This is a genomic window from Geobacter sulfurreducens PCA, assembly GCF_000007985.2.
Taxonomy (GTDB): domain Bacteria; phylum Desulfobacterota; class Desulfuromonadia; order Geobacterales; family Geobacteraceae; genus Geobacter; species Geobacter sulfurreducens.
This window is the reverse complement of the sequence record NC_002939.5, coordinates 3,419,430-3,442,683: the sequence shown is the minus strand read 5'-3', so window position 1 is coordinate 3,442,683 and position 23,254 is coordinate 3,419,430. Positions and strand designations below refer to the sequence as shown.

The 23,254-nt window shown below is 63.0% G+C and carries 20 protein-coding genes; 13 read left to right on the top strand and 7 right to left on the bottom strand.

From position 1 onward, the window contains the following. Positions 1 to 146 precede the first annotated feature (146 nt). Positions 147 to 2,918: an isoleucine--tRNA ligase gene (gene ileS, locus GS_RS15750; RefSeq protein ID WP_010943758.1), complete on the top strand. Its 2,772-nt coding sequence runs from the start codon at positions 147 to 149 to the stop codon at positions 2,916 to 2,918. Between the two features lie 5 nt (positions 2,919 to 2,923). Further along, positions 2,924 to 3,406 carry a signal peptidase II gene (lspA, locus tag GS_RS15745; protein WP_010943757.1) on the top strand — a complete coding sequence of 161 codons (483 nt, stop codon included), beginning with the start codon at positions 2,924 to 2,926 and terminating at the stop codon, positions 3,404 to 3,406. A gap of 3 nt (positions 3,407 to 3,409) precedes the next feature. On the opposite strand, the gene GS_RS15740 is transcribed toward lspA, so the two are convergent. After that, a complete protein-coding gene (locus GS_RS15740) occupies positions 3,410 to 4,438 on the bottom strand; it encodes a DUF3187 family protein (RefSeq protein WP_010943756.1) in 1,029 nt (342 codons plus the stop codon). A 113-nt stretch (positions 4,439 to 4,551) separates the two neighbouring features. On the opposite strand from GS_RS15740, the gene GS_RS15735 reads away from it, so the two are divergent. The 4 genes from GS_RS15735 (at position 4,552) to GS_RS15720 (ending at position 12,000) form a co-directional block, all read left to right on the top strand. Continuing rightward, entirely contained in the window at positions 4,552 to 7,005 is a 2,454-nt protein-coding gene (locus tag GS_RS15735; RefSeq protein ID WP_010943755.1) for a penicillin-binding protein 1A, read from the top strand. A 195-nt stretch (positions 7,006 to 7,200) separates the two neighbouring features. After that, positions 7,201 to 7,485 carry an HU family DNA-binding protein gene (locus tag GS_RS15730; protein ID WP_010943754.1) on the top strand — a complete coding sequence of 95 codons (285 nt, stop codon included), beginning with the start codon at positions 7,201 to 7,203 and terminating at the stop codon, positions 7,483 to 7,485. Positions 7,486 to 7,730: 245 nt separating this feature from the next. Continuing rightward, the gene (locus tag GS_RS15725) at positions 7,731 to 11,258 is read left to right on the top strand and encodes a hypothetical protein (RefSeq protein WP_010943753.1); all 3,528 of its coding nucleotides are present in this window, start codon (positions 7,731 to 7,733) and stop codon (positions 11,256 to 11,258) included. Positions 11,259 to 11,337: 79 nt separating this feature from the next. Beyond that, a complete protein-coding gene (locus GS_RS15720; RefSeq protein ID WP_010943752.1) occupies positions 11,338 to 12,000 on the top strand; it encodes a YdbL family protein in 663 nt (220 codons plus the stop codon). A gap of 46 nt (positions 12,001 to 12,046) precedes the next feature. On the opposite strand, the gene GS_RS15715 is transcribed toward GS_RS15720, so the two are convergent. The 3 genes from GS_RS15715 to GS_RS15710 all read right to left on the bottom strand — a co-directional run bounded on the left by GS_RS15715 (position 12,047) and on the right by GS_RS15710 (position 14,808). After that, positions 12,047 to 13,405 carry an MATE family efflux transporter gene (locus GS_RS15715; protein ID WP_010943751.1) on the bottom strand — a complete coding sequence of 453 codons (1,359 nt, stop codon included), beginning with the start codon at positions 13,403 to 13,405 and terminating at the stop codon, positions 12,047 to 12,049. 22 nt (positions 13,406 to 13,427) lie between these two features. Beyond that, entirely contained in the window at positions 13,428 to 13,685 is a 258-nt protein-coding gene (locus tag GS_RS17730; RefSeq protein ID WP_255296099.1) for a GSU3128 family (seleno)protein, read from the bottom strand. A gap of 184 nt (positions 13,686 to 13,869) precedes the next feature. Continuing rightward, complete coding sequence (locus GS_RS15710; RefSeq protein WP_010943748.1) at positions 13,870 to 14,808, bottom strand: AraC family transcriptional regulator; 939 nt, start codon at positions 14,806 to 14,808, stop codon at positions 13,870 to 13,872. Between the two features lie 167 nt (positions 14,809 to 14,975). Between GS_RS15710 and GS_RS15705 the strand changes: the two genes are divergently transcribed. From GS_RS15705 to GS_RS15685, 5 genes are all read left to right on the top strand, one after another. Beyond that, a complete protein-coding gene (locus GS_RS15705; RefSeq protein WP_010943747.1) occupies positions 14,976 to 15,980 on the top strand; it encodes an aldo/keto reductase in 1,005 nt (334 codons plus the stop codon). A gap of 109 nt (positions 15,981 to 16,089) precedes the next feature. After that, a complete protein-coding gene (locus GS_RS15700) occupies positions 16,090 to 17,148 on the top strand; it encodes an NAD(P)-dependent alcohol dehydrogenase (protein WP_010943746.1) in 1,059 nt (352 codons plus the stop codon). A 57-nt stretch (positions 17,149 to 17,205) separates the two neighbouring features. Continuing rightward, complete coding sequence (locus tag GS_RS15695; RefSeq protein WP_010943745.1) at positions 17,206 to 17,655, top strand: twin-arginine translocation signal domain-containing protein; 450 nt, start codon at positions 17,206 to 17,208, stop codon at positions 17,653 to 17,655. Then, the gene (locus tag GS_RS15690) at positions 17,652 to 18,023 is read left to right on the top strand and encodes an aldehyde ferredoxin oxidoreductase N-terminal domain-containing protein (RefSeq protein WP_010943744.1); all 372 of its coding nucleotides are present in this window, start codon (positions 17,652 to 17,654) and stop codon (positions 18,021 to 18,023) included. The genes GS_RS15695 and GS_RS15690 overlap by 4 nt, the downstream gene beginning before the upstream one ends. A gap of 23 nt (positions 18,024 to 18,046) precedes the next feature. After that, positions 18,047 to 19,162 (top strand): MBL fold metallo-hydrolase, encoded by a 1,116-nt coding sequence (locus GS_RS15685; protein ID WP_010943743.1) that lies wholly within the window; start codon positions 18,047 to 18,049, stop codon positions 19,160 to 19,162. Between the two features lie 29 nt (positions 19,163 to 19,191). On the opposite strand, the gene GS_RS15680 is transcribed toward GS_RS15685, so the two are convergent. Beyond that, a complete protein-coding gene (locus GS_RS15680) occupies positions 19,192 to 19,656 on the bottom strand; it encodes an EF-hand domain-containing protein (RefSeq protein WP_010943742.1) in 465 nt (154 codons plus the stop codon). A gap of 68 nt (positions 19,657 to 19,724) precedes the next feature. Further along, positions 19,725 to 20,201 (bottom strand): Spy/CpxP family protein refolding chaperone, encoded by a 477-nt coding sequence (locus GS_RS15675; RefSeq protein WP_010943741.1) that lies wholly within the window; start codon positions 20,199 to 20,201, stop codon positions 19,725 to 19,727. 179 nt (positions 20,202 to 20,380) lie between these two features. Between GS_RS15675 and GS_RS15670 the strand changes: the two genes are divergently transcribed. Together GS_RS15670 and GS_RS15665 are read left to right on the top strand one after the other, a co-directional pair. Continuing rightward, positions 20,381 to 21,820 (top strand): ATP-binding protein, encoded by a 1,440-nt coding sequence (locus GS_RS15670; protein WP_010943740.1) that lies wholly within the window; start codon positions 20,381 to 20,383, stop codon positions 21,818 to 21,820. Continuing rightward, entirely contained in the window at positions 21,817 to 22,500 is a 684-nt protein-coding gene (locus GS_RS15665; protein WP_010943739.1) for a response regulator, read from the top strand. Before GS_RS15670 ends, GS_RS15665 begins: the two co-directional genes overlap by 4 nt. A 62-nt stretch (positions 22,501 to 22,562) precedes the next feature. Here GS_RS15665 and GS_RS15660 read toward each other — a convergent pair whose 3' ends face one another. After that, positions 22,563 to 23,003, bottom strand: coding sequence for a single-stranded DNA-binding protein (locus tag GS_RS15660; RefSeq protein WP_010943738.1), 441 nt, complete (start codon positions 23,001 to 23,003; stop codon positions 22,563 to 22,565). Between the last annotated feature and the right edge of the window lie 251 nt (positions 23,004 to 23,254).

Here is a 23,254-nt window from a genome sequence, read left to right as displayed (position 1 = left end):
TCTATCTTCACTACTCCCTGCGGTCAACGGCACGGCCGCATGGTTTCGTTCTCCGGTACCAATGCTTGACTTTTCGACGGTTTGTGAGTAGCGTTAGACGTTTTCCCGCCGTGGCGGGGCGCGCATATCCGAACGTGGAGGAACCAATGGATTACAAGAGCACCCTCAACCTGCCGGTCACCGATTTCCCCATGAAGGCCAACCTTCCCCAGCGGGAGCCGGAGATCCTCGCCGCGTGGCAGCAGGGCGACCTGTACGGCACGATCGCCAAAGCGGGCAAGGGCAAGCCGCGGTACGTCCTCCACGACGGGCCTCCCTACGCCAACGGCCATATCCACATCGGCCACGCCCTCAACAAGATCCTCAAGGATATCATCCTCAAGAGCAAGCGGATGCAGGGGTTCGACGCCCCCTATGTGCCGGGCTGGGACTGCCACGGCCTGCCCATCGAGCTCCAGGTGGAGAAGAACCTGGGGTCGAAAAAGCACGAGACCACCAAGCTCCAGATGCGCAAGCAATGCCGGGAGTATGCCGAAAAGTTCGTACATGTCCAGCGGGCGGAATTCGAGCGGCTCGGGGTCCTGGGCGACTGGGATCGTCCCTACCTCACCATGAGTTACGATTACGAGGGAATCACCGCCCGGGAACTGGCCCGCTTTGCCGAGAACGGCGGCCTCTACAAGGGGAAAAAGCCGGTCCACTGGTGCTCCTCCTGCGTCACGGCCCTGGCGGAGGCCGAGGTGGAGTATGCCGACAAGACTTCTCCCTCCATCTATGTGAAGTTCCTCCTCCAGGACGATATCGGCGGCGCCGTGCCGGCCCTGGCCGGAAAGAGGGTGTCGCTGGTCATCTGGACCACCACTCCCTGGACTATTCCCGCCAACCTGGCCGTTGCCCTCCATCCGGAGCTGGACTACGTGGCCTTGGAGACCGGCGGCGAGGTGCTCGTGGTGGCCGAGGGACTGAAGGACGCCTTCATGGCCGCCACTGGCGTGCAAGGGGATGTGATCGCCACCTTCCGGGCGGATATCCTGTACCGGAAGCGGTGCAAACACCCCTTCTACGACCGGGATTCCATCGTTCTGCTGGGTGAGCACGTGACCCTGGACGCGGGTACCGGCTGCGTCCACACCGCGCCCGGCCACGGCCAGGAAGACTACGAACTGGCCCTGGTGGAGGGGCTCGATATCTATAACCCGGTTGACAACCGGGGCCGCTATATCCAGAGCCTGGAATTCTTCGGCGGCATGTTCGTGTTTGACGCCAATGCCGCAGTCATGGAGAAGCTCCGGGAAGTGGGTGCGCTGGTGGGCCAGGGGAGCGTGGAGCACTCCTACCCCCACTGCTGGCGGTGCAAGAAGCCGATCATCTTCCGGGCCACGGAGCAGTGGTTCATCTCCATGGAGAAGAACGACCTGCGGCAGAAGGCCCTCACGGAGATCGACCGGGTATCCTGGGTGCCCAAGTGGGGGCGGGAGCGGATTCACGGCATGATCGAGAACCGTCCCGACTGGTGCATCTCCCGCCAGCGTTCCTGGGGTGTACCCATCACCGCCTTCTACTGCACCGAGTGCGGCGAAATCCTGGCCGACGGCAAGACCATGCATCACGTGGCCGATCTCTTCATGGCGGGGGGGGCCGACCTCTGGTACGAGAAGGAGGCCGCCGAGCTTCTCCCACCGGGGACTGTCTGCCCCCAGTGCGGCAAGAGCGCTTTCGAAAAGGAAATGGACATTCTGGACGTCTGGTTCGACTCCGGCGTTTCCCACGCCGCGGTTCTGGAAAACCGCCCCGAACTGGGCTCGCCGGCCAACATGTATCTGGAGGGGAGCGATCAGCACCGGGGCTGGTTCCATTCGTCGCTTCTGGCTTCCGTCGGCACCCGCGGGGTTGCGCCGTACCGTGAGGTGCTCACCCACGGCTTCGTGGTGGACGGCTCCGGCCGGAAGATGAGCAAGTCGGTGGGGAACGTGGTGGCCCCGGAGGAAGTGATCAAGAAATACGGCGCCGAGATCCTCCGTCTCTGGGTGGCCGCCCAGGACTACCGGGACGACGTCAGGATTTCACAGGAAATCCTTACCCGCCTGGCCGAGGCCTACCGCCGGATCCGCAATACCTGCCGCTACCTGCTGGGGAACCTGAACGACTTCGATCCAGACGTGGACATGGTCCCCTACGACCGGATGACCGAACTGGACCGGTGGGCCCTGCACCAGCTTGAGGTGCTGAAGGAAAAGGTCGCCGCAGCCTACAACGAGTACGAGTTCCATATTCTCTACCACGCGGTGAACGGCTTCTGCACCGTGGAGATGAGCGCCTTCTATCTGGACATCATCAAGGAGCGCTACACGAGCAGAAAGGATGCCCCGGAGCGCCGCAGCGCCCAGAGCGTCATGTACCTGGTGCTCGAATCCCTAGTCACGCTCATGGCCCCGGTTCTCTCCTTTACGGCCGACGAGGTGTGGGGGTACATGCCGAAGCGGTCCGAATCCAGCGTCCACCTGGCAACCTTCCCCGAGTTCCGCCCCGAGTGGAAGGATGAATCCCTGGTGGAGCGGTGGGCCCGGATCATGGCGGTGCGGGGCGATGTGTCCAAGGCCCTGGAGCAGGCCCGGGTGCAGAAGACCATCGGTCACTCCCTGGACGCGGCAGTGACGCTGGCGGCCGAGCCTGGGCTGCTGTCGTTCCTGCAGGAGTATGCCGGAGAACTGTCCACGATTTTCATCGTTTCACGGGTGGATCTGGTGGAGGAGGGGGCCGGCGACTACCCGGCAGCGGAAGGGGTAAGCGGGCTGAGGATCGGGGTCAGTGCCGCGCCTGGCGAGAAGTGTGAGCGCTGCTGGCACTACGACGAGGAGATCGGCGGCGACAGCGAGCATCCGACCCTGTGCCCCAAGTGCGCAGCGGCGGTCAAGTAGCCTGTATGAAGCCGACCTATCGCATCTTCAATGCAGTGGTGCTGGGCTCCCTCGTTCTCGACCAGGCGACGAAGGTCCTCATCGACCGCACCATGGATCTTTACCAGTCGATTCCTGTTATCGACGGATTGTTCAGCATCACCTACCTGCGGAATCGGGGGGCCGCGTTCAGCTTTCTGGCGGATTTTTCCTACCGGCTCCCCTTCTTCATCCTGGTTTCGGTGGTGGCCCTAGGGGTGATAGCTGTTACGTTCCGCAAGCTTCGGGACGACCAGCACCTGGCGGCCGCCGCGCTCGCGCTCATCTTCTCGGGCGCCCTCGGCAACCTCATCGACCGGGTCAGGCTCGGCGAGGTGATCGATTTCCTGGACGTCTACTGGAAGACGTATCACTGGCCCGCGTTCAATGTGGCCGATTCGGCCATCTGCGTGGGGGTGGCGCTCCTTGCCGTCGACATGATCCGGGAGGAGCGGCGCAAGGCCCCCTGAGGTTCAGAACCGGTGTGACAGTGCCAGATGGAACACCACGTCCGGCGCCGTCTTGACACTTGCGTCCTCCGCCACCCCGATGTCAAGGGCGGTCCGGTCCGAAAAGGCGATGGTGCCGCCGCTGGTGATGGTGATGGTGTCGCTGCCCAGCTCCCGGAGACCCGATGTGCCGTAAAAGGCGGAGTGCCAATCTCCCTGGACCTTGAGGGCGATCCAGGAAGCGGGGCTCCAGCCGAAGCCGAGGGTGCCGAATCCCGCCGCGTTCCGTTGCTGGTCGGCCAGCACGTCCCCATCACCCATTACCATCCCCCCACCGGCACCGAAAAAGGTAAGGTGCCCCCATTCCCCCACCGGCAGGTCAGTGCTGCCCGTGAGCCAGAGGGCGAAGTCAGTCCCGCCGCTTCCCCTCAGCCTGCTGCTCTCCCCTGTCGGAAGCTTGAGCGATCCGCGCAGGGCCAGCGACGTCCGCGATTCCCCTGTCCCCTCATGAAGCCGTACCGCCGCATTGAGTCTGACGTCGCCGATGCCGAAGCCGCCGTCGTCGTAGTGGAGCCGTTCTGTGCCATCGCGATGATAGCTGAAGAGCAGCTCGTCCTGTGGATACTTGTCCCGGCCGCCGTTGTTGAAGTCGAACACCTTGTGGAACCCTTCCACAAAGCTGTCCAGAGCCCCGCCTGATGCGCCGATGAAGGGAACCTGGATGCCCGCCTCGAACCAGGGGGCCACGCCGTAACGAAGGTCCAGCGCCACGCGGTAGGTTTCGCCGTCCAGGTGGACCGATTCGTTGGCGTTGCTGTCGATGGCGAAGTTGTTGGCGGCATCGGCAATAAGCGTTACCTCTGTCTCCCGCGGTGCGAGCAACCGGGCGCTTCCGGCCGCGGGGGCGGGGTGGATGAGTGCCAGAGGGCTCATGTTTATGGTTCTGAAGGGGACGATTTCCGCCGCGTGGGCCGTTGCGCCGAGGACGGCGGCTCCTGCCAGAATGCCGATACATACGGCCAGGGAGTGCTGAAACGTGAGTTTTTTGCTCATGGCTCCTGTTCATCCTCCTTTACCATAATCTTCTTGAACTGTTCGACGCCTCTGCGCTAAGGTGACACGTTACGGGTTCAACATCTTCAAATCAGGGAATTTGGTGGCGCTCGATGACAGTTGGTAGGCAGAACCCCGGTCCCCGGAACATAAACCGTCGACGGGGCAAAAGTCCATTGAAAATTGTTGCTATAACATCGATATGTCTTGCGGTGGCAGCCCTGCTCGCGCTGGGGGGATATCTGTTCTACCTCATGGCGACCCTCCCGAAAGTGGACCGGTTGGCCGATTACAAGCCTCCCATCGTTTCCCAGGTTTTCGGCGACGATGGGAGCCTGGTGGGAGAGTTCTATCTGGAACGGCGGACGGTGGTGCCGGTGGAGAAGCTGCCTCGCCGGCTCGTCCAGGCTTTTGTCTCGGCCGAGGATTCCAACTTCTACCAGCACAAGGGTCTGGATTACGTGGGCATTGTCCGGGCCGCGGTTAAAAACCTCATCTCCCTGCGCAAAAAAGAGGGGGCATCGACCATTACCCAGCAAGTGGCCAAGTCAATGCTCCTTACCCCCGAGAAGAGCTACACCCGCAAACTCAAGGAGGCGGTTCTCGCCAAACGGATGGAGGAGCGGCTTTCCAAGGACGATATCCTCTATATATATCTGAACCAGATTTATCTTGGCGCCGGTTCGTACGGCGTCCAGGTGGCGGCGGAGACCTACTTCGGCAAGAACGTCGAGCAACTGAACCTGGCCGAAATGGCAATGCTCGCAGGCTTGCCCAAGGCCCCCAACGCCTATTCTCCCATCAAGCATCTTGACCGGGCGCGGGAACGCCAGGCCTATGTCCTTGAACGGATGGTAAAGGAAGGCTACGTCACCCAGGCCGAGGCGGATCATGCCCGGGCCACTCCCATCGTCATCCAGTCCATGAAGAAGGTCAACAGCGAACAGTCCGCCTATTTCCTGGAGCATATCCGGATCGCCTTGGAAGACCGCTACGGTGAGGAGCAGCTTTACAAGGAAGGGTTGCGGATTTACACCACCATGAACGCCGAGATGCAGAAGGCGGCCTATGAGGCGGTGGTGAACGGTCTCAAGAACGTGGACAAGCGGCAGGGATTCCGCGGCGCAACGGCCTATCTGGCCGAGGCTGCGGTGGCTGCAGTCTGCGATAAGGTGGAAGACGGCATCGATACTGTTTCTCTCAAGCAGGGAGCCACCTACCAGGGGGTGGTCACCGCCGTGGACCCCGTCCGGGGGGACGTGACCGTACGGGTCGGTGACCGCACCGGCACTCTCTCGCGCAAGAATATGGCCTGGGCCGGCAAGGTGCAGTTGGTGAACGCCTGGGGCAAGCAGGAGGTGAAGGGTAAATTCCTGTCGCTCGGCAGCGTGATCCTCGTATCGGTCGTTACCCCCGACGCGGACAAGAAAGGGGCTGTCTTTGCCCTTGATCAGGAACCCGAGGCCCAGGCGGCAGTGGTGGCGCTGGATCCCCTCTCCGGCGCGGTCAAGGCGATGGTCGGGGGGTACGACTTCCGCAAAAGCCAGTTCAACCGGGCATTGCAGGCAAAGCGTAATCCCGGCTCCGCGTTCAAGCCGCTTATCTATGCCGCCGCCCTGGACAAGGGGATTACCCCTGCCACCATCTTCGACGACTCGCCGGTGGAGTATGAAAGCGGCAAGGAAAAGGCCTGGAAACCCAAAAACTACGACAACATCTACCGGGGCAACGTGACCATGCGGGAGGCCCTCACCAACTCCATCAACGTGGTGAGCGTCAAGATCCTGGAGCAGATCGGCGTGGACTATGCCATCGAGTACGCCAAGAAGCTGGGCATAACGTCTCCCCTTTCGGCCAACCTGACCCTGGCCCTGGGCTCTTCCAGTCTTACCCCTCTTGAGCTGACCTCTGCCTACGCGGTGTTCGCTTCGGGCGGGTATCGGACCACCCCCTACTTCGTCACCAGGGTCGAGGATGCGGAAGGGCGGACTCTTGAGGAAACAGCACCGCCGGTCATTCCCAGATTCTCCGTCATGACGTCGGCCGAATCGTCTCCCCTCGAGGCGTCGCCCGCCCCTCCGGCCACGGCCGGGGACTCGGCGTCAACGGCGGTGCCGGTGATTGCGCCTGAAACCGCCTACATCATGACCAATCTCATGGAAAGCGTTGTCCAGAGCGGTACCGGACAGCGCGCCAGGGCCGTCGGCCGGCCGGTGGCCGGCAAGACCGGAACCACCAACGATATGAAAGATGCATGGTTCGTGGGGTACATCCCCCAACTGGTGGCCGGAGTCTGGGTCGGCTACGATCAGGAGCGCTCCCTGGGGGCCGGCGGATCGGGCGGACAGGCTGCGGCTCCCATCTGGACCGAATTCATGCGGCGGGCGGTGGCCGGGATTCCTTCCCGCGACTTCGAGACGCCTCCCAACGTTACTTTTGCCACCATCAATCCCCGCACCGGTCGGCTGGCCCGGGAGGGAAGCGACGGCGCCGTGCAGGAGTGCTTCATTGCGGGCACCGAACCGACCGCTTACGATGGTGAATCCTCCGAGGATGGTGTGCCATAAATACTTGTGATATCAGCATGTTAATATGTAGAGTTCGCGCCAGTGCTGGAGTTGCGGACGTCAGGTGGCCAAAAAACCTGATACGGTAAGGGTTTCCGCCGATAAAAAAATGAAGTTGACGAAAATAAATCCCTTGCAAAGTGGAAATTTCTGTCTATAGTATCTGCCAGAATTACCAACAAAGGAGGGTTGACCATGACCAAAGCTGAACTTGTGGATGCCGTAGCGAAATCTGCCAACCTGACCAAGGCGGCCGCAGACAAGGCCGTTGGCGCCGTTATCAGCGCCGTCAGCGACGCCCTTAAGAAGGGTGACAAAGTGACCCTGGTCGGTTTCGGTAGCTTCGAGGTGTCCACCCGCAAGGCGCGCACCGGCCGTAACCCCCAGACCGGCAAGGAGATCAAGATCGCTGCCGCCAAGGTTCCCAAGTTCCGTCCGGGCAAGGCCCTCAAGGACGCGGTTGCCGGCAAGAAGAAGTAGCGGCGGTACACCGTCATTCCAGACGGTACGGGTTCTCCCTTCACAAAGGATGAAAAAGCCCCCTTATTGCGGGGCTTTTTCATTTTAAACGAATTCATAACGGATGGTTCGGGAGCGCGCCCGTCGTCACGCCGTCTTCGACCGGACCTCAATCGCACCGTCGTTTTTGCACCCCTCTTTTTCCTGCCCTCCCTTGCCAGGGCAGTGCTTACCGGTTACAGTCTCCTTCGGAGGGAGACAGTCCAATGCCGCATTCTGACCAGATGGAGACACCACAACGCCGGGGCGGTCGCCGCATGGCAATGGCGGTGGTCGCGGTGCTTCTCCTCTGTCTCCTGATCTTGATCCTGGTTAAGCTCTATCTGGCGTCTCCCCTGGCCACACGTCACCTGTCCCGCCTGCTTTCCCGAACCCTTGGCTGTCCCGTTACCATTACCGCGCTCCATACCTCGGGCATGGGCATTGCCGTCAGAGGCATTGCCATCGGCAACCCTGCGGGGTTCCCCGCAGGCGTCCTCGCCGCAGCTGATGCCGTTACCGTTGTCCCCCGCTGGGGAGCCCTCATCCGCGGGGAGCGGACCCTGCACCGCATCATTCTGGACGGGGTACGCCTTACCTTGGTGCGAGATCGGTCCGGTACCTGGAACCTGGCGCGCCTGGCAACGGGAATGAAGGGGAAAAAGCCTGCCCCGGATACCCGCATCGGAGAGGTTGTGGTGCGCCGGGGTAGCCTGGCGGTCGAAGGCCATCGCATGGAAGGGATCGATCTGAATCTGCGCGACCTGTCAACGCAGGGGACGACCGACTCCCGGCTTGAACTCGCTTTTGCCGACGCCGCCGGAAACCGGTTCAGCCTGGCGGGACGGGGTCGCATGGGGGCCCGCCCCGCCTTTGATCTTACCCTCTCCGCCCCGTCTATTACCCTCGCATCCTTTTCGCAGCGGAGCAGCGGCCGGGCCCTAGACCTCGCCGGAGCCCACGGTTCCTTGGCTGTACGGGCTCAGCTGCGGGAGGGCATGATCCGTATTGACGGGGGCGGCGCGGTGCAGAATGGTGTGCTTATGGCCCGGGGACAGAGGATTCCGCTGGGCGGCAATCTCCAGGCAGCGGTTTCCTATGACATGCAGGCGGACCGTGCTGTGCTCGACCGCCTGGATCTGGTTCTGAGCGATCTCGTCGCGGCCCGGTTGACGGGGACCATGGAACAAGTAAGGCGCAAGGGGCGCTTTGACGCCCGTTTGACTCTTGACGAGGTGGATCTGGCCCGGTTGGGACGTTTCCTGCCGGCGTCCGGCACGCGTATCGTCACGGCGGGGATGCTCCGGACGCGGGGAATACGGGTTGTCGGCGACCGCGCACGGGGGGTAACCAGCGTTGACGGTGCTGTGACACTGAGTGGCGGGACCATTGCAATGGGCGCGAGGGTCGTCGCCCGGGACGTCGACGGGACGGTTTCCGTATCCCCTGCGGCAAGGGGATGGCGCCTGTCCGGCCAGTTGCTCTCGCCCCGGACGGCAGGAGACGTCATGGTCGATGGACTCCGCATTCCGTTCGAGGCGGAGGTGTCCTCGCACTTTAAGCCGACGGAGGCACGGGTTGCCGGCATGTCCTGCCGGGTCATGGGTATCCCGTTGGAGGGGGGCGGGCGATTCAGGCCGACGGCGGCGCAGCCACTCCAGCTCTCTTTGCGGGTACCTTCCTCGTCCCTCATGCTTGCCGCCACTCGGTTGGAACCCTACGGCCTGCGCCCCGAGCGCGGCACCGCTGCGCTTTCCCTGGATCTGGCGGGCGGCGTTCGCGGTCCTTTTGTCGGCGAACTCGCTGCGGCGGTGAACGGCGCAGCCCTGTCGATCAAGGGAAAGCCGGCCACTCTCGGGAAGGGTGACTTGCGCGCCCGTTTTGCCTGGCGCCAGGGCGCCGCGTCTGCCGCCGGCACACTTCTGCTCGACGACGCCTCCTACGGCGGCCGTCAGGGAGAGTTGGCGGCTCCGTTCAGGCTTGACGGCCGTTCACTGATGCTTGACGCCCCCCGTTTTCGCTTTGGCCCCTCAGCCGGTACGGCCCGGCTGGTGGTGGTCCGGCTGCCGGACGCGCCGGCAGGGACAGTCCGCCCCTTTACCCTGGAGGTGACGGAGGGAGCAGTGACTCACGGAACAGGAGGGGCCGGAGGAATCAATGCATCCATCCGGGGAACCTATCATGGGGGCACGCCGGGCTGGCCGGAAGTGGAAGGGAGCGGGGCGGCGGCGCACCTGACGTTGCAGGGGAAACCCATCGGCGCGCCCTCGGTTAGGTTCACGCTCGGCCGGGAGAAGGGGGAAGCGGTGGTGGGAGGGCATCTGCTGGGGGGGGCACTTAGTGCCCGGATCGATTTTCCCGCACGGTCCCCGCTGGAGGATCTTCGGTTCTCCGGTTCGCTTCGGCAGGCGAAGCTGGCGGCCATCGCTCCACTAATGCCCGCCACCGGCCGGATTCCCGCAGTGGCCGGGGGGGAGGCCACCATCAGTGTTGACGGCGGCTTTGCGGGGGGAGCAGGGCTGCACTGCGGGCTCGAAGCACGGGCATCCGGCATAGCCCTGGACGGAGCGGGGGGTAAGCGGCTCCTGTCCGGTGCGGAAGCCCGGGTGGCGGCCCGGGTGGCCGGGGAGCGGCTCGACCTGCGCGAGGCGGTGGCCGTTCTGGGAGAAGGGGCCTCCGTTCGGATTGCGGGAAGCATGGATCGGTTCCGTTCGCCGGAGCGGACAGGGACATTTTCCGTAACGCTGCCGCGTACCTCTCTCACGTCCCTGGTGGACCCCCTGATCAATGTCCTGCCGCGGCCGGTGCAGGAGGCGACCCTGGAGGGAGATGTGGCCGTCGCTGCCGAGGTGGCGTTGGCGGGAAAAGCCGGGATGGTAGACGGGACTGCGACGCTCTCCGGGGTCCGCTTAGATTTTCCGTCCCAGAAACTCAATGTCAGCGGGATCGGCGGGACGATTCCCTTCTCGCTCCGGACGGCTGCCGAAGCGGCCAAGCGCCCCCGCCAGGAGCTGAGTTTCAGTCGGGAGAATTTTGCCCGCCTGCAGGAAATGCTCCGGCAACAGGGCCCCGGGGATCATACTCTCACCGTGGGGAAGATCCGCTTCGGTCCCCTGGAGCTGGGAGAGACGACCCTGGGGCTGCGGGCCGCCAACGGCACCTTGGAGATCAGCTCGCTCCGGTCAGGGCTCTACGAGGGACAACTTCTGGGGAGAGGGTTCGTGACGGCCCGGGGAGGCATCGTCTACGGAGGCGATATTCTGGTTTACGACCTGAGCCTTGCGCGACTCTGCGATGCAGTCCCCAAGATCCGCGGATACGTTTCCGGCCGGGTCGACGGCCTGCTCAGCCTCCACGGCCAAGGGGCCGGGATGGACGGGCTCACCGGCTTCACCGACCTCTGGGCTCGGGAGTCGACTCGCGAGCGCATGCTTCTTTCCCGTGAATTCCTCCAGCGCCTGGCAGGAAAAAAGCTGCGCGGCTTCTTTTTTCGCGACGACCGTCCCTACGATCGGGGCGAAGTCAGCGCCTACCTGGAGAACGGGTATCTCACCTTCACGACCCTGGACCTGGCCCATACGAATATCTTCGGCATCAAGGACCTGAGCGTTTCGGTCGCCCCGGTCCAGAACCGGATTGCCCTGACGCACCTGTTCGGAGCCATCAAGGAGGCGGCCACCCGCGGCAAGGCGGTGGCCGGGGAGCCGGCACCGGCCGAAAAGCCGGTGGAGATGGAGTTTCAGTGGCGCGACTGATGCCACTCGCCGGCGCAGTCCTTCCAATTGGGGCTTCATGTGATATAGTGCACGGTAGCTAATCAGCAAGGAGGAAGCGATGATCAGGAAGCTCTTCGCCGGAACCCTGATGGGGCTCTGCGGCCTTCTGGCCGCCTGCGCCATCATTACCGTCAATGTGTATTTCCCCGAAAAGGCCGTCAAAGAGGCTTACAAGTCGCTGGACGATATGCTCCTTGGACGGGAGGGGGAGCAGAAGCCCGCGCCCGACCAGAAACCGGCCGAGGGGCAGCCGCCGGCGGACAAGCCCCAGAGCCGCCTGTGGAACAGTCTGCCGTCCCTGTCGCTGGTGACCGAAGCCTGGGCGGCTGACGATTATGCGGATCAGTTGGCCGTGGAACTGTCCAGCATGCCTGAGGTGCTCAAGGCCTATGACGAGATGCGGGCACGCCTGCCCAAGCTCGACCAGCTCCGGAGCCAGGGGGTCGTGGGTGAGACCAACCAGGGGCTCGTGACCATGAGGGACGCGGCAAAGGCGGCTCCCGGCGACGACGCGGTGGTCAAGGCCGAGAACGACAACCGTAAGACCGTCATCACCGGCATGGCCCGGGCGATCATCAGGCTCAACAAACAGAAGGAATCCAAGCAGGCCCTCAGTCAGGTGCTCCCCAAGGCGGCGGCGACCTATGCCGACACCAGGCGGGAGGAGGCCCGGCCGGGGTGGTGGATACAGCTCCAGAACGGCAGGTGGGTGCAGAAGTAGGGAACGGGGCGGGCCTTCACGATGTCGAAGCCGCGCCCGCTTCGGTTCAGATGATGACCGCGTGCAGGTCCCGCTGGCGGTACCGCCACCAGAAGGCGGCGGCTCGCACGTACCAGTCGATGACGAAGACGCCCCAGACGGCGTAGAGGGAAAGGTGGCACCAGTCGGACGCCACCCATGAGAGAAAGACCCGCACCCCCCACATGACGCCGAGGGTGACCAGGAAGACGTAGAAGGTGTCGCCGGTGCCGCGCAGGCTCCCGGCATAGACGAAGGAGAGGGCCAACGGCACTTGGGCGAAGGCCACCAGCCGCAGGAACACAATGCCGTTTTCGATGACCGCCGGGTCCCGGGTGAAGAGCCCGATGAGCGGCCCGGGTACTGTCAGGAAGACGGCCGCCATGGTCCCCATGACAATAACCGCCAGGCGCAGGGCCTCACGATGGCTGATCCGCGCCCGGCGGTATTTTTTTGCCCCCAGGGCCTGTCCCATGAGGGTGGCGGCGGCGATCCCCATGCCCGCACCCGGCATGAAGGACAGGGATTCGATGGAGAGTCCGATCTGGTGAGCTGCGTAGGCGGCGGTGCCGTAGCCGATGATGAATTTCGAGTAGAAGAGCTGTCCCCCCTGCTGGGCAATTCGCTCCAGGGCCACGGGCCACCCCACTCGCCAGATGCGGCCCATGAGTCCCGTGTCGGGTCGGCCGATGCGGATGTAGTCCAGCCTCAGGGCTTGCACCAGCAGGTAGAGAAAGCCGATGGCCTCGGAAGCATTGATGGCGATGGCCGCGCCGGTGACCCCCATGGCGGGGAGACCGAGCTTGCCGTAGATGAGGGGCCAGGCGATGAGCACGTGGAGAATGTTGACCAAGATAATGGCCTGCATGGGCGTGCGGGTGTTGCCGATGCCGTGCATGATGGCCGAAAGGATGTTGAGGCCAGTGGTAAAGGCAAGATAGAGGAAGACCAGCCGGGTATAGCCGGCTGCCAGGTGGAGCACGTCGTCCCGGGCACCGAGGAACGCGGCCAGGTCGTCGCTGAAGAACCAGCCGAGCGCGGAGGCCGCCGCCGTCATGCCGGCGCAGGCGAGACTCGCCGCAAAGGCCGCCCGCCGCGCTTCCCGGCGCTGTCCCGCCCCCCGGAGGTGGGCGATCACTACCGTGGTGCCGGTGGCAAGCCCCCAGAACACGGTCATCGTCACGAACACGAGAAGCTGGCCGAGTCCCGTGGCGGCAATGGCCGCGGCTCCCAGCCCCCCCACGAGAAAGATGTCGACGATGGCCACGAGCCGCTGGAAGAGCGAGGACAGGAGTACCGGCAGCGACAGGTTCATAACGTTGCGGCGGATGGAGGCGCGTTTGCTCCGTTCCCTTGCGTACCGTGCCCTGAACCCTCTCTTCGCCATCCGTTCTTCTTAAGCCTCCCTGTCAGTCACCGAGTTCCAGTTCCCCGGCCATGTTCAGAACGAAATTCTTGGCCCGCCCGGATGGTGCGATGATCCCGTAGGCCAGGGCCTCCTTTAGCTCGGCGTCCGTGGCGCCGGCCTCCTTCGCGGCCGCGAAGTGTTTCTTCAGTCAGGTAGGACACCCCACTGCCACGGCGCAGCCGACCCGGATCAGTTCCCGCGTCCGGGCATCGAGGACCTCTTCGTACTCGAAATCGAGAATCTTTTTACGGATTTTCATGGCCATCGCTCCTTTTCCGTGAACCTCATGTCCGAGCATGGGAACTATGCGGTTCCACCCGGTGATTTGCAAGCGCTTTTTGGGGGGCAGACCATTGATCCGAAAAGGCTCCGGCCGATTTATCGTTCGCCACTGACCCGGAGCATCGACACCGTGGCGGATCTGCCCCCTGGCGGTGATCAGGCTATTCAGCGACCGGACTTTGACGCAGTCTCGCGATGTCCCGCAGCGGGGGCGCTCCGAACAGCCGGCTGTATTCGCGGCTGAACTGCGAAGGGCTCTCATAGCCGACCTGGAATGCCGCGGTAGCGGCATCGAACCGCTCGGTAAGCATCAGGCGCCGTGCCTCGTTCAGTCGCAGGTGCTTTTGGTACTGGAGGGGGCTCAGCGCGGTCATCGAGCGGAAGTGATGATGAAAGGTCGAGCTGCTCATGCGGGCCTGCTCGGCGAGATCGTCGATCCGGAGCGGCTGGGTGAAGTTTCCCTTCAGCCATTCGATGGCCCGGGCGATCTGCTGGCTCTGGCTTCCGGCCGAGGCGATCTGGCGCAGCCGGGCCCCCTGGTCGCCGACGAGCAGCCGGTAGATGATCTCGCGCTGGATGATCGGCGCGAGGATCGGGATGTCCTTTTCCTCGCCGAGCAGGTCGATGAGGCGATGAAAGGCGGAGAGCAGCGGCAGCGTCACGTCGCTGGTCGCCATCCCGCGGGTCGATTGCTGTGGCGGAGGGGGCGGCAGATTGCTGTCAACCATCAGCTGCGAGATCTCCCGCTGGTCGAGCCGCATGCTGAGTCCCAGATATGGCTGCTCGGGACTTGCCTCAGTGATCTGCACGACCGTCGGCAGGTGCACCGAGGTGATCAGGTAATTGCGGGCGTCATACACATATGTGTCGTCCCCGAGCAGCACCCGCTTCGCCCCCTGCGCGACCAGACAGATGCTCGGCTCGTACATGCCGCTCATCGGCTCGGTTGGATGTTCCTTCCGAAAGAGGAACAAGCCCGGCACCGCGGTGGTGACCCGTTCCTCCGTCTCGGTCCATCGGGCAATTCTCGCTACCAGTCCTTCCAGCGCGGCTGTCAACTCGCAGCACTCGATCCGATCAGTGTCATCCCTATGTTGCATCGCTACCTCCGCGTATCATCCTACGGACCTTCCCTTCTTTCTTCAACCCCTTTGTCGAGCCGTCGCGCGATCAGGCAAGAATCAGGCAGGATCGGTCTACCGTCCCTCGCCTCGCCTGGGGTACGTTTTAACCACCCGAAAGGGAACGCGGGTGAAAGGAGAAAACGATGCACAAACGACTATTGGGGAAAAGCGGTCTGGAAGTCTCGGCGCTCGGGCTCGGTTGCATGGGGATGAGCTTTTCGTATGGACCTCCAAAAGACCGGGAGGAGATGATCGCGCTGCTTCGGACCGCCGTGGAGCGGGGCATTACCTTTTTCGACACGGCGGAGGTCTATGGTCCGTTCATCAACGAGGAACTGGTCGGTGAGGCGCTCGCGCCGTTGCGCGAACGGGTGGTGATCGCCACCAAGTTCGGGTTCGATACCAGTGTCGATCCGCGGGCGATGAAGGGGCAGGGGCCGGTATTGAACAGCCGGCCGGAGCACATCAGGGCGGTCGCCGAAGCGTCGCTCAGGCGGCTGCGGACGGACGTCATCGATCTCTTCTACCAGCACCGGGTCGACCCAGCGGTGCCGATCGAAGAGGTGGCGGGGGCGGTAAAGGAACTGATCCGGGAAGGGAAGGTCAAGCACTTCGGCCTGTCGGAAGCGGGCATCGAGACGGTCCGCCGTGCCCATGCCGTGCAGCCGGTGGCCTGCGTGCAGAACGAGTACTCGCTCTGGTTCCGGCGCCCGGAAGAGGGATTGCTGCAGGCTCTGGAAGAACTCGGCATCGGCCTCGTTGCCTACAGCCCGCTCGGCAAGGGGTTCCTTACCGGGAAGATCGGCGGTGACTCCACGTTCGACAGCACCGATTTCCGCAGCACCCTGCCCCGTTTCGCACCCGAGGCGCTGAAGGCGAACCAAGCCCTGGTCGATCTGCTCGGCAGGATTGCAGAACAAAAGAATGCGACCCCGGCCCAGATCGCCCTGGCCTGGCTGCTGTCCAGGAAGCCGTGGATCGTGCCGATTCCGGGCACCACGAAGCTGGATCGCCTGAACGAGAACATCGGCGCACTCGCCGTCGAACTGACCGCAGCGGATCTGTCCGCGATCGAAACGGCTGCCGCGCAGATAGCCATCCAGGGTAACCGGTACCCGGAAAAGCTGGAGCAGTTGACCGGGAGATAGTCATGTTGCCCCTCATCGTCCCTCTCCCCAACGGGCGAGGCGAGAAGACCCAGAGGGCCGGGGTGAGGGGCAAGGCAGTGTAAAAACAAACCGCCAAGGAGAATCAGCCATGTACAAAGCCAGAGCCTATTCTGCCGCCAGCGCCGCTTCGCCGCTGGCCCTCGACACCATTCCCCGCCGCGAGACGACCGAGCGCGACGTGCAGATCGAGATCCTCTTCTGCGGCGTCTGCCACTCGGATCTCCACACGGTGCGGGACGAGTGGAACAGCGTCATGCCCACGGTCTACCCCTGCGTGCCGGGGCACGAGATCGTCGGCCGGATTACCAGGGTCGGTTCCGCTGTCACGAAATTCAAACCGGGCGATCTTGCCGGCGTCGGCTGCCTGGTCGACTCGGATCACACCTGCCCGAGTTGCCAGTCGAACCTGGAGCAGTTCTGCCCAGACGCCACCTTCACCTACAACTCGCCGGACAAGCACCAGGCAGCGCCGGTCACCTACGGCGGCTACTCCGAGAGCATCGTGGTCGATGAGCGCTTCGTGCTGCATGTCCCCGCCACCCTCGACCTGGCCGGAGTCGCGCCGCTGCTCTGCGCCGGCATCACCACCTACTCGCCGATTCGCCGCTGGGGCGACATCAGGGGGAAGAAGGCCGGTGTCGTCGGCCTCGGCGGACTGGGGCACATGGGGGTCAAGTTCGCCCGTGCGTTCGGTGCCCAGGTGGTGGTTTTCACCACCTCTCCGGGCAAGAAGGAGGATGCCCTTCGTCTCGGTGCCCACGAGGTCATCGTTTCCACCAATGCGGAAGAGATGCAGCAGCACGCCGGCACGTTCGACTTCATCCTCGACACCATCGCCGCCGACCATGACATCAACGCCTACCTCAACATGCTCGGCCGCGACGGCACCATCACCCTGGTTGGCGCGCCGGAGAAGCCGCTGGAGGTATCCGCCTTCGCTCTCCTGTTCGGCCGCCGCAGCCTTTCCGGGTCGATCATCGGCGGCATCGCCGAGACCCAGGAGATGCTCGACTTCTGCGGCCAGCACAACATCACCGCCGATGTGGAGGTCATCCCGATTCAGAAGATCAATGAGGCCTACGAGCGGCTGCTCAAGTCGGATGTGAAGTATCGCTTTTCCATCGATATGGCGTCGCTGAAAGGGTAATGGCGACGCAACCGAAGGGCGGACCGGGATGCCGGTCCGGCCCTGACGGAGGTTGGTATGGAGATGGAGCAGATCGAGGCTCAGGAGGGCGATGAACGAACAGCCCTCACCCGGCGGGATTTCATAAAAAGCGTCGGGCTTGGAGGGGGGCTTGTCCTCTTCGGCCAGTTCGGCATCAACGCTGCGGCCTGGGCCCTTTCCGGAGACCCCGTCCTGAAGATGGTTCTGGTGGATTACGCGAAATGTACCGGCTGCCGGAGTTGCGCCACGGCGTGCGCTGCGCAGAGGACCGGGGTGATTATCCCCAACCCCGCCACGGGAAAGCCGGAGCGGATGTGCACGCTCTGCGGCGGCGACCCGCAATGTGTCAAACGGTGCCCTTTCGGCGCGCTTTCGTATGTGGAGGTTCGACCCGACCGGAAATTCTACGGCTTCGGGCCTGAAAAAATTGCGGCCGAGTTAAGCCGGAACTGGTACGGGACGGCTGATTTAGGAGGTTCAAGATGAGCGGGAAACCGGGATATCATGGCGTAATTCTGAACATAAATCTCTCCACCGGGAAGATTGAAAAGGTGGCGGTTCCCCCTGCGGACTTGGACCGATTCGTCGGCGGGCAGGGGCTCGGCATGAAAATCCTCTGGGACCGGCTGAAAAAGCCGGGGGTCAACCCGCTTTCTCCGGAGAACCCACTCATCTTCATACCCGACCGCTTTTTCGAGGATGCCTTCACCATTGGCCCGAAGAAGGGGGCGGTGCTCGACCGGGACAGCTTTGATGCCATGCTCACCCGGTACTACACGGATCGGGGGTGGGACCCGGACATCACGAAACCCGGGAGCGCAAAGCTGAAAGAACTCGGGCTGGATTTCATCTGATCCGATCAAGCAGGCGGGAACCGATGAAACGAATCATACTCTATACCCTGATCGCAGGAGTCGTCATCGTTATGGCATCCACATTGTTCAATAAAACCAGTTCCGCCAGGACCCGGTCATCTCTCTCGCTCGCGAGTGACCTGAAACGTCCGGTCGAGGTGACAACAGGCGGACCGCTTGAGCTGGCCCGCGTCATGTGGGATTTCTTTTTCAACAAACCTGCAGACACGCGCCCTTCCGGGAAAATCCCGGTACAGACAGTGATCGGAGCGCAGTTGATGAGTGCCCCGAACAACACGGTGTACCGTCTTGGACACTCAACCGTCCTGATGAAGCTTAATGACGCATTCTGGATAACCGACCCAATGTTTTCGGACCGGGCATCACCCGTACGGTTTGCCGGGCCGGAACGGTTCCACCCGCCCCCCATCAGTATCGACGAGCTCCCGCCGATCAGGGCGGTAATCATCTCCCACGACCATTACGACCATCTGGACCACGATTCCATCATGAAGCTGGCGGGAAAAACGGAGTATTTCCTGACGCCGCTCGGGGTGGGGGACATCCTTGCCGACTGGGGTGTGCCGGCGGCAAAGGTGCGGCAACTGGACTGGTGGCAGGGAATCGACGTCGGCGGTGTCCGCTTTGTTGCCACCCCTGCGCAACACTTCTCCGGACGCGGTTTCTTCGGCAAAAATCTTACCCAGTGGGCTTCATGGGTAATCCTTGCCCCTGGCCGGCGCCTGTTCTTCAGTGGTGACACCGGCTATTTCGACGGCTTCAAGCAGATCGGCGATCAATATGGCCCCTTTGACCTGACCTTGTTGGAAGCAGGTGCCTACAATGCACGCTGGCCGAACGTCCACATGCACCCGGAAGAGAGCATCCAGGCGCATCTCGACCTGAAAGGCAAGAGCCTGCTCCCGATCCACAACGGCACCTTTGATCTCTCCATGCACCCCTGGCGGGAGCCTTTTGACAGAATAGCCGCCCTGGGCATTGCCCGGGGCATTCCGGTCTTAACTCCGCTGATGGGCGAACCGGTGAGCATGGACGAGGCCACGGGCGGCCTGCGCTGGTTGCAGCTGAAGCCAGAGAGGCAAAAACGGCTAAACCCCGCCCGAGGGAGCAGGGTTTAGCCGTTTGAAGCCGGGGAGGATATGGTGCGTCAGGTTGTGATGCTTAGCAGCGACGTTGATGTGGAAGAACTGCTGCTGTCCGAGTCCGATGCTCCCTTCAGGAAGCTGATCAGCTCAGCGATGGATTGATCGTCGGCGTTCGCCAGGTACGACTGGAGGGCGTCCTTGAGGGCGGTGGCGCTTTCATCCATCGGTTCGCCACCCATCATGGCCTCCCGCTCGTGGGGCGGCCGCATGCTCTCCCTGAATCCCTTCAGTTCCTCTTCGCTGAGGGAGCCGCTGCCGTCGCTGTCGGCATTGGTGAAACTCTCCTCCACGTTGATCGATTGGCCGGTCCGCTCCTGCATCTTCTCGACCATCGCCTGCAGTTCCGTCTGGGACACTGCCCCGTCGCCATCGGTATCCACCTTCTTGAACATCTCCTTCGGGTCGGGTCGCTTCATGCCGCTCATGTGGCCCATGCTGATCCCGGTTCCGCCAATGCTGTCTACCATGGTCTGTCTCCTTTGCGAAATGGGGGAAGCGCGGCGTGGCCCCCTGTTCATTATCGGGTAGCCGTCGTTCACTCCATGCCGGGACGGTCGGGGCGGGGTCGCGGCGGGCCGTACTTCAACGGATCGAGCCGGTCTGCCAGTTCGCGTTGCTCGGCGGTCAGGATGGCGTTGATGGCATTTCTGAGCTTTGCGCGGGAGACAATCATTTCAGTCATAAGGTTTCCCTTTGTTGCGGCAAGGGCTCGTACCGTCGCCTCATCCAAGCTCGCCGCAGTCGTCGCCTCCCGGAGCGCTCGTTCATTTTCCGCCAGCTGCCGGTGCAGGGGCGCATTCTGTTCCGCATCGGTCGAAATAAGGGCTTCGATCTGTGCCTGTTGAGCGTCGGTGAGTTTGAGGACGCTCGCCATCCGCTCCAGAAAGTGTTCCTGTCCTTTGCCCATGGGGGGCGGCTCCGGTGGCGGTGGGCCGTCCAGCGACCACGAGGTGCCCGTCGTCCCGAATGCCGTCGCCCCCACCAGCGCGATCATGCACAGCTGCTTTTTCATGGTGATTCTCCTTTCCTGTGTGATGTTGCCGTACTGTCCGAGTAATAGCGCGGGAATGTGGCCGCAATGTGGAAGAAATGAGGAAAAGTGCCGGGCGCTTGTCATACCGGTCTCTCTACCCCCGGTGGATGTGGTACAACATTCACGAGAGCGTTTCGCCGGGCACAAGGACGAGGACCATGAAGATCGGCATTACCCATCGGCTGTTCCTGGCCATGCTGGCAGCCGCCGTGATGGCGGTAATCAGCATGGTCGTCATCATGACGTGGAGTGTTGACCGCGGGTTTCTCCGCTATGTCAACGCCATGGAGCAGCGTCAGATTGACCGGCTGGCAGCGGAGCTGGAAAAGCGATTCGCTGCTGCAGGAAACTGGGATTTCCTGCGCCGTGAGCCGGCCATGCTGGCCAGACTCGTGGCGGAGTCGCTACCCGCACGGGAGGAAATGCCGTTCGAACCCGGGCCGCCCGGGCCGCTCCCCGGCGATGGGATGCGGCCGCCTCCGCCGCCCGAACGCATGGTTCATCACCTGACGGAGCGTCTCCTCATTCTCGACGCACGCCGGGAGCATGTGCTGCCCGTCGACTTTTCCGGCGACGTGGCGGAGCTGAAAGCCCTGCGTTACAAGGGGGCGGTTGCGGGGTACCTGGGGCTCGCCCCCCGCCGCAAGCTCTCCGAGGCACACCAACTCCGGTTCATCCGGGAACAGAAACTGGCCGTGGCCCTGGTGGCGGGAGTGGTGGTCTGTCTCGCGGCCGGCCTGTCGCTTCTGGTCGCGAAGCGGCTCGTGCGCCCCATCCGGGATCTGGCCGGGGCCACCGGTCAGCTTGCGGCCGGCCGGTTCGACACCAGGATCCCCGTGGCGTCGTCGGACGAACTGGGACACCTGGCCCGCGACTTCAATGCCCTGGCCCTCACCTTGGAGAAGAACGAGCAGGCACGGAGGCAGTGGGTGGCGGACATTTCGCACGAGCTCCGTACTCCGCTTGCCGTGCTCCGGGGCGAAATAGAAGCGATCCAGGATGGCGTCCGACAACCGTCGCCGGATTCCATCCGCTCCCTCCATGGGGAGGTCCTGCGCCTGAATCGGTTGGTGGACGATCTTTACCAGCTTTCCCTCACCGACATCGGCGCGCTCGCCTACCGGAAAGAGCCGCTGGACTTGGGGAGGGTACTGGTCGGCGCACTGGTCAGCTACCGTGCCGAATTCGCCGGCAAGGGGATTGCCGTCCGCGAGGAGATATCCGTCCGGCAGCCAATCACGGTGTTCGGCGATGCCGAGCGATTGCAGCAACTCTTCGTCAACCTGCTGGACAATGTTCTCAAATACACCGATATCGGCGGCGAGTTGCTCGTTCGGCTCACGTGCCATGACGGGGCAGTGACCGTCGACCTGCAGGATTCGGTGCCCGGGGTGCCGGAAGAAGCCCTCGGGATGCTCTTCGAGCGGCTTTACCGGGTTGAGGGCTCCCGTAGTCGGGCCAGGGGCGGCGCGGGGCTCGGCCTGGCGATCTGCCGGAACATTGTCGAGGCTCACAACGGCACCATCACGGCCCGTTACTCGCCCCTGGGCGGGGTCTGGATTGCCGTGACGCTGCCGGTCGGGGAGCATCAGCCATGACCGGAACGATTCTCATTGTGGAGGACGAGGAGAAGATTGCCACCCTGCTGCGCGATTATCTGCGATTGGCGGGATTTGACGTCTGTTGTCTGGCGGGAGGTGCCGAGGCTGCGCCGTGGGTGCGCGAACATGCACCGGACCTCGTTCTGCTCGACCTGATGCTGCCGGGCCGCGATGGCCTGGAGATCTGCAAGGATGTCCGCGTCTTTTCCAGTGTGCCGATCATCATGATCACGGCGCGGATCGAGGAGATCGACCGCCTGCTCGGCCTTGAACTGGGGGCGGACGACTACATCTGCAAGCCCTTCAGTCCCCGCGAGGTGGTGGCGCGGGTGAAGGCGGTCCTGCGCCGTAGCGGACCGGGTCAGACAACGGCACTGGCCGGTCTCGTCATGGACGGGGCATGCTACCGTGCCGCCCTTGACGGTCACGAACTGGATTTGACCGCCGTCGAGTTCAAGCTTCTCCAGTTCCTGGCGGCCAGCCCCGGCAGGATCTACAGCCGCCAGCAACTCATGGACCGCATCTACCCCGACGAGCGGGTGGTTGCCGACCGTACCATCGACAGCCACATCAAAAAACTGCGGAAAAAGATCGCGGATGTCGCTCCCGGCGAGGATCTGATCCATTCAGTGTACGGGGTGGGGTACAAGTTCGAACGGGCATCGCGCCGCGAATGAAAAAAAGAGCCGCGGTGCAGAGACGCCGCGGCTCGTGGGTGCGTAGAAAAAAGCAGGATGTACTAAAACGGAATATCGTCGTCCGGGTTGAACGCCGGCTCGTCATAGGAGGGGCCGCCGAAGCCGCTCTCCTGGCCGCCGCGTCCGCCTGCGCGTCCGCCGCCCCCCTCGCCCTTGCCGCCGAGCATCTGCATCCGCTCGCCCACCACCTCGGTGGTCCAGCGGTCGCGGCCGTCCTTGTCCTGCCACTTGCGGGTCTGGAGCCGCCCCTCGATGAAAACGGTCCGCCCCTTGGCCAGGTATTCACCGGCGATTTCGGCCTGGCGGCCCCAGAGGACCACGTTGTGCCATTCGGTCTTTTCCTCGAATTCGCCGTTCCTGTTCTTGAATTTTTCGGTGGTGGCAAGGGAGAAGCTGGCAACTGCCGTGCCGGCAGGCGTGTAGCGAACCTCGGGATCCTTCCCGAGATTGCCGATGAGCATCACTTTGTTGAGACTTGCCATAATGCGACCTCCTGAGTATGGGAATTGCGATTGGTGATCAAAGCGTCGAAAGAACGACGGTACCCTATCACTAACATCCGCTTTGTTCAATGGATTGTTGGGGCGGCCGGAAGAAGGCCGCAGCACCGGAATCCCCGGGTGACGGCCCCGTTTCAGCGGGCCGGAGATTTGCGCCGGTGAAGGTTCAAAGGGATTTCGAGAGGTTCCGCCGGTCGTATATTGGTTTGACTCCCCTGCCAAAAAGCAGTAAG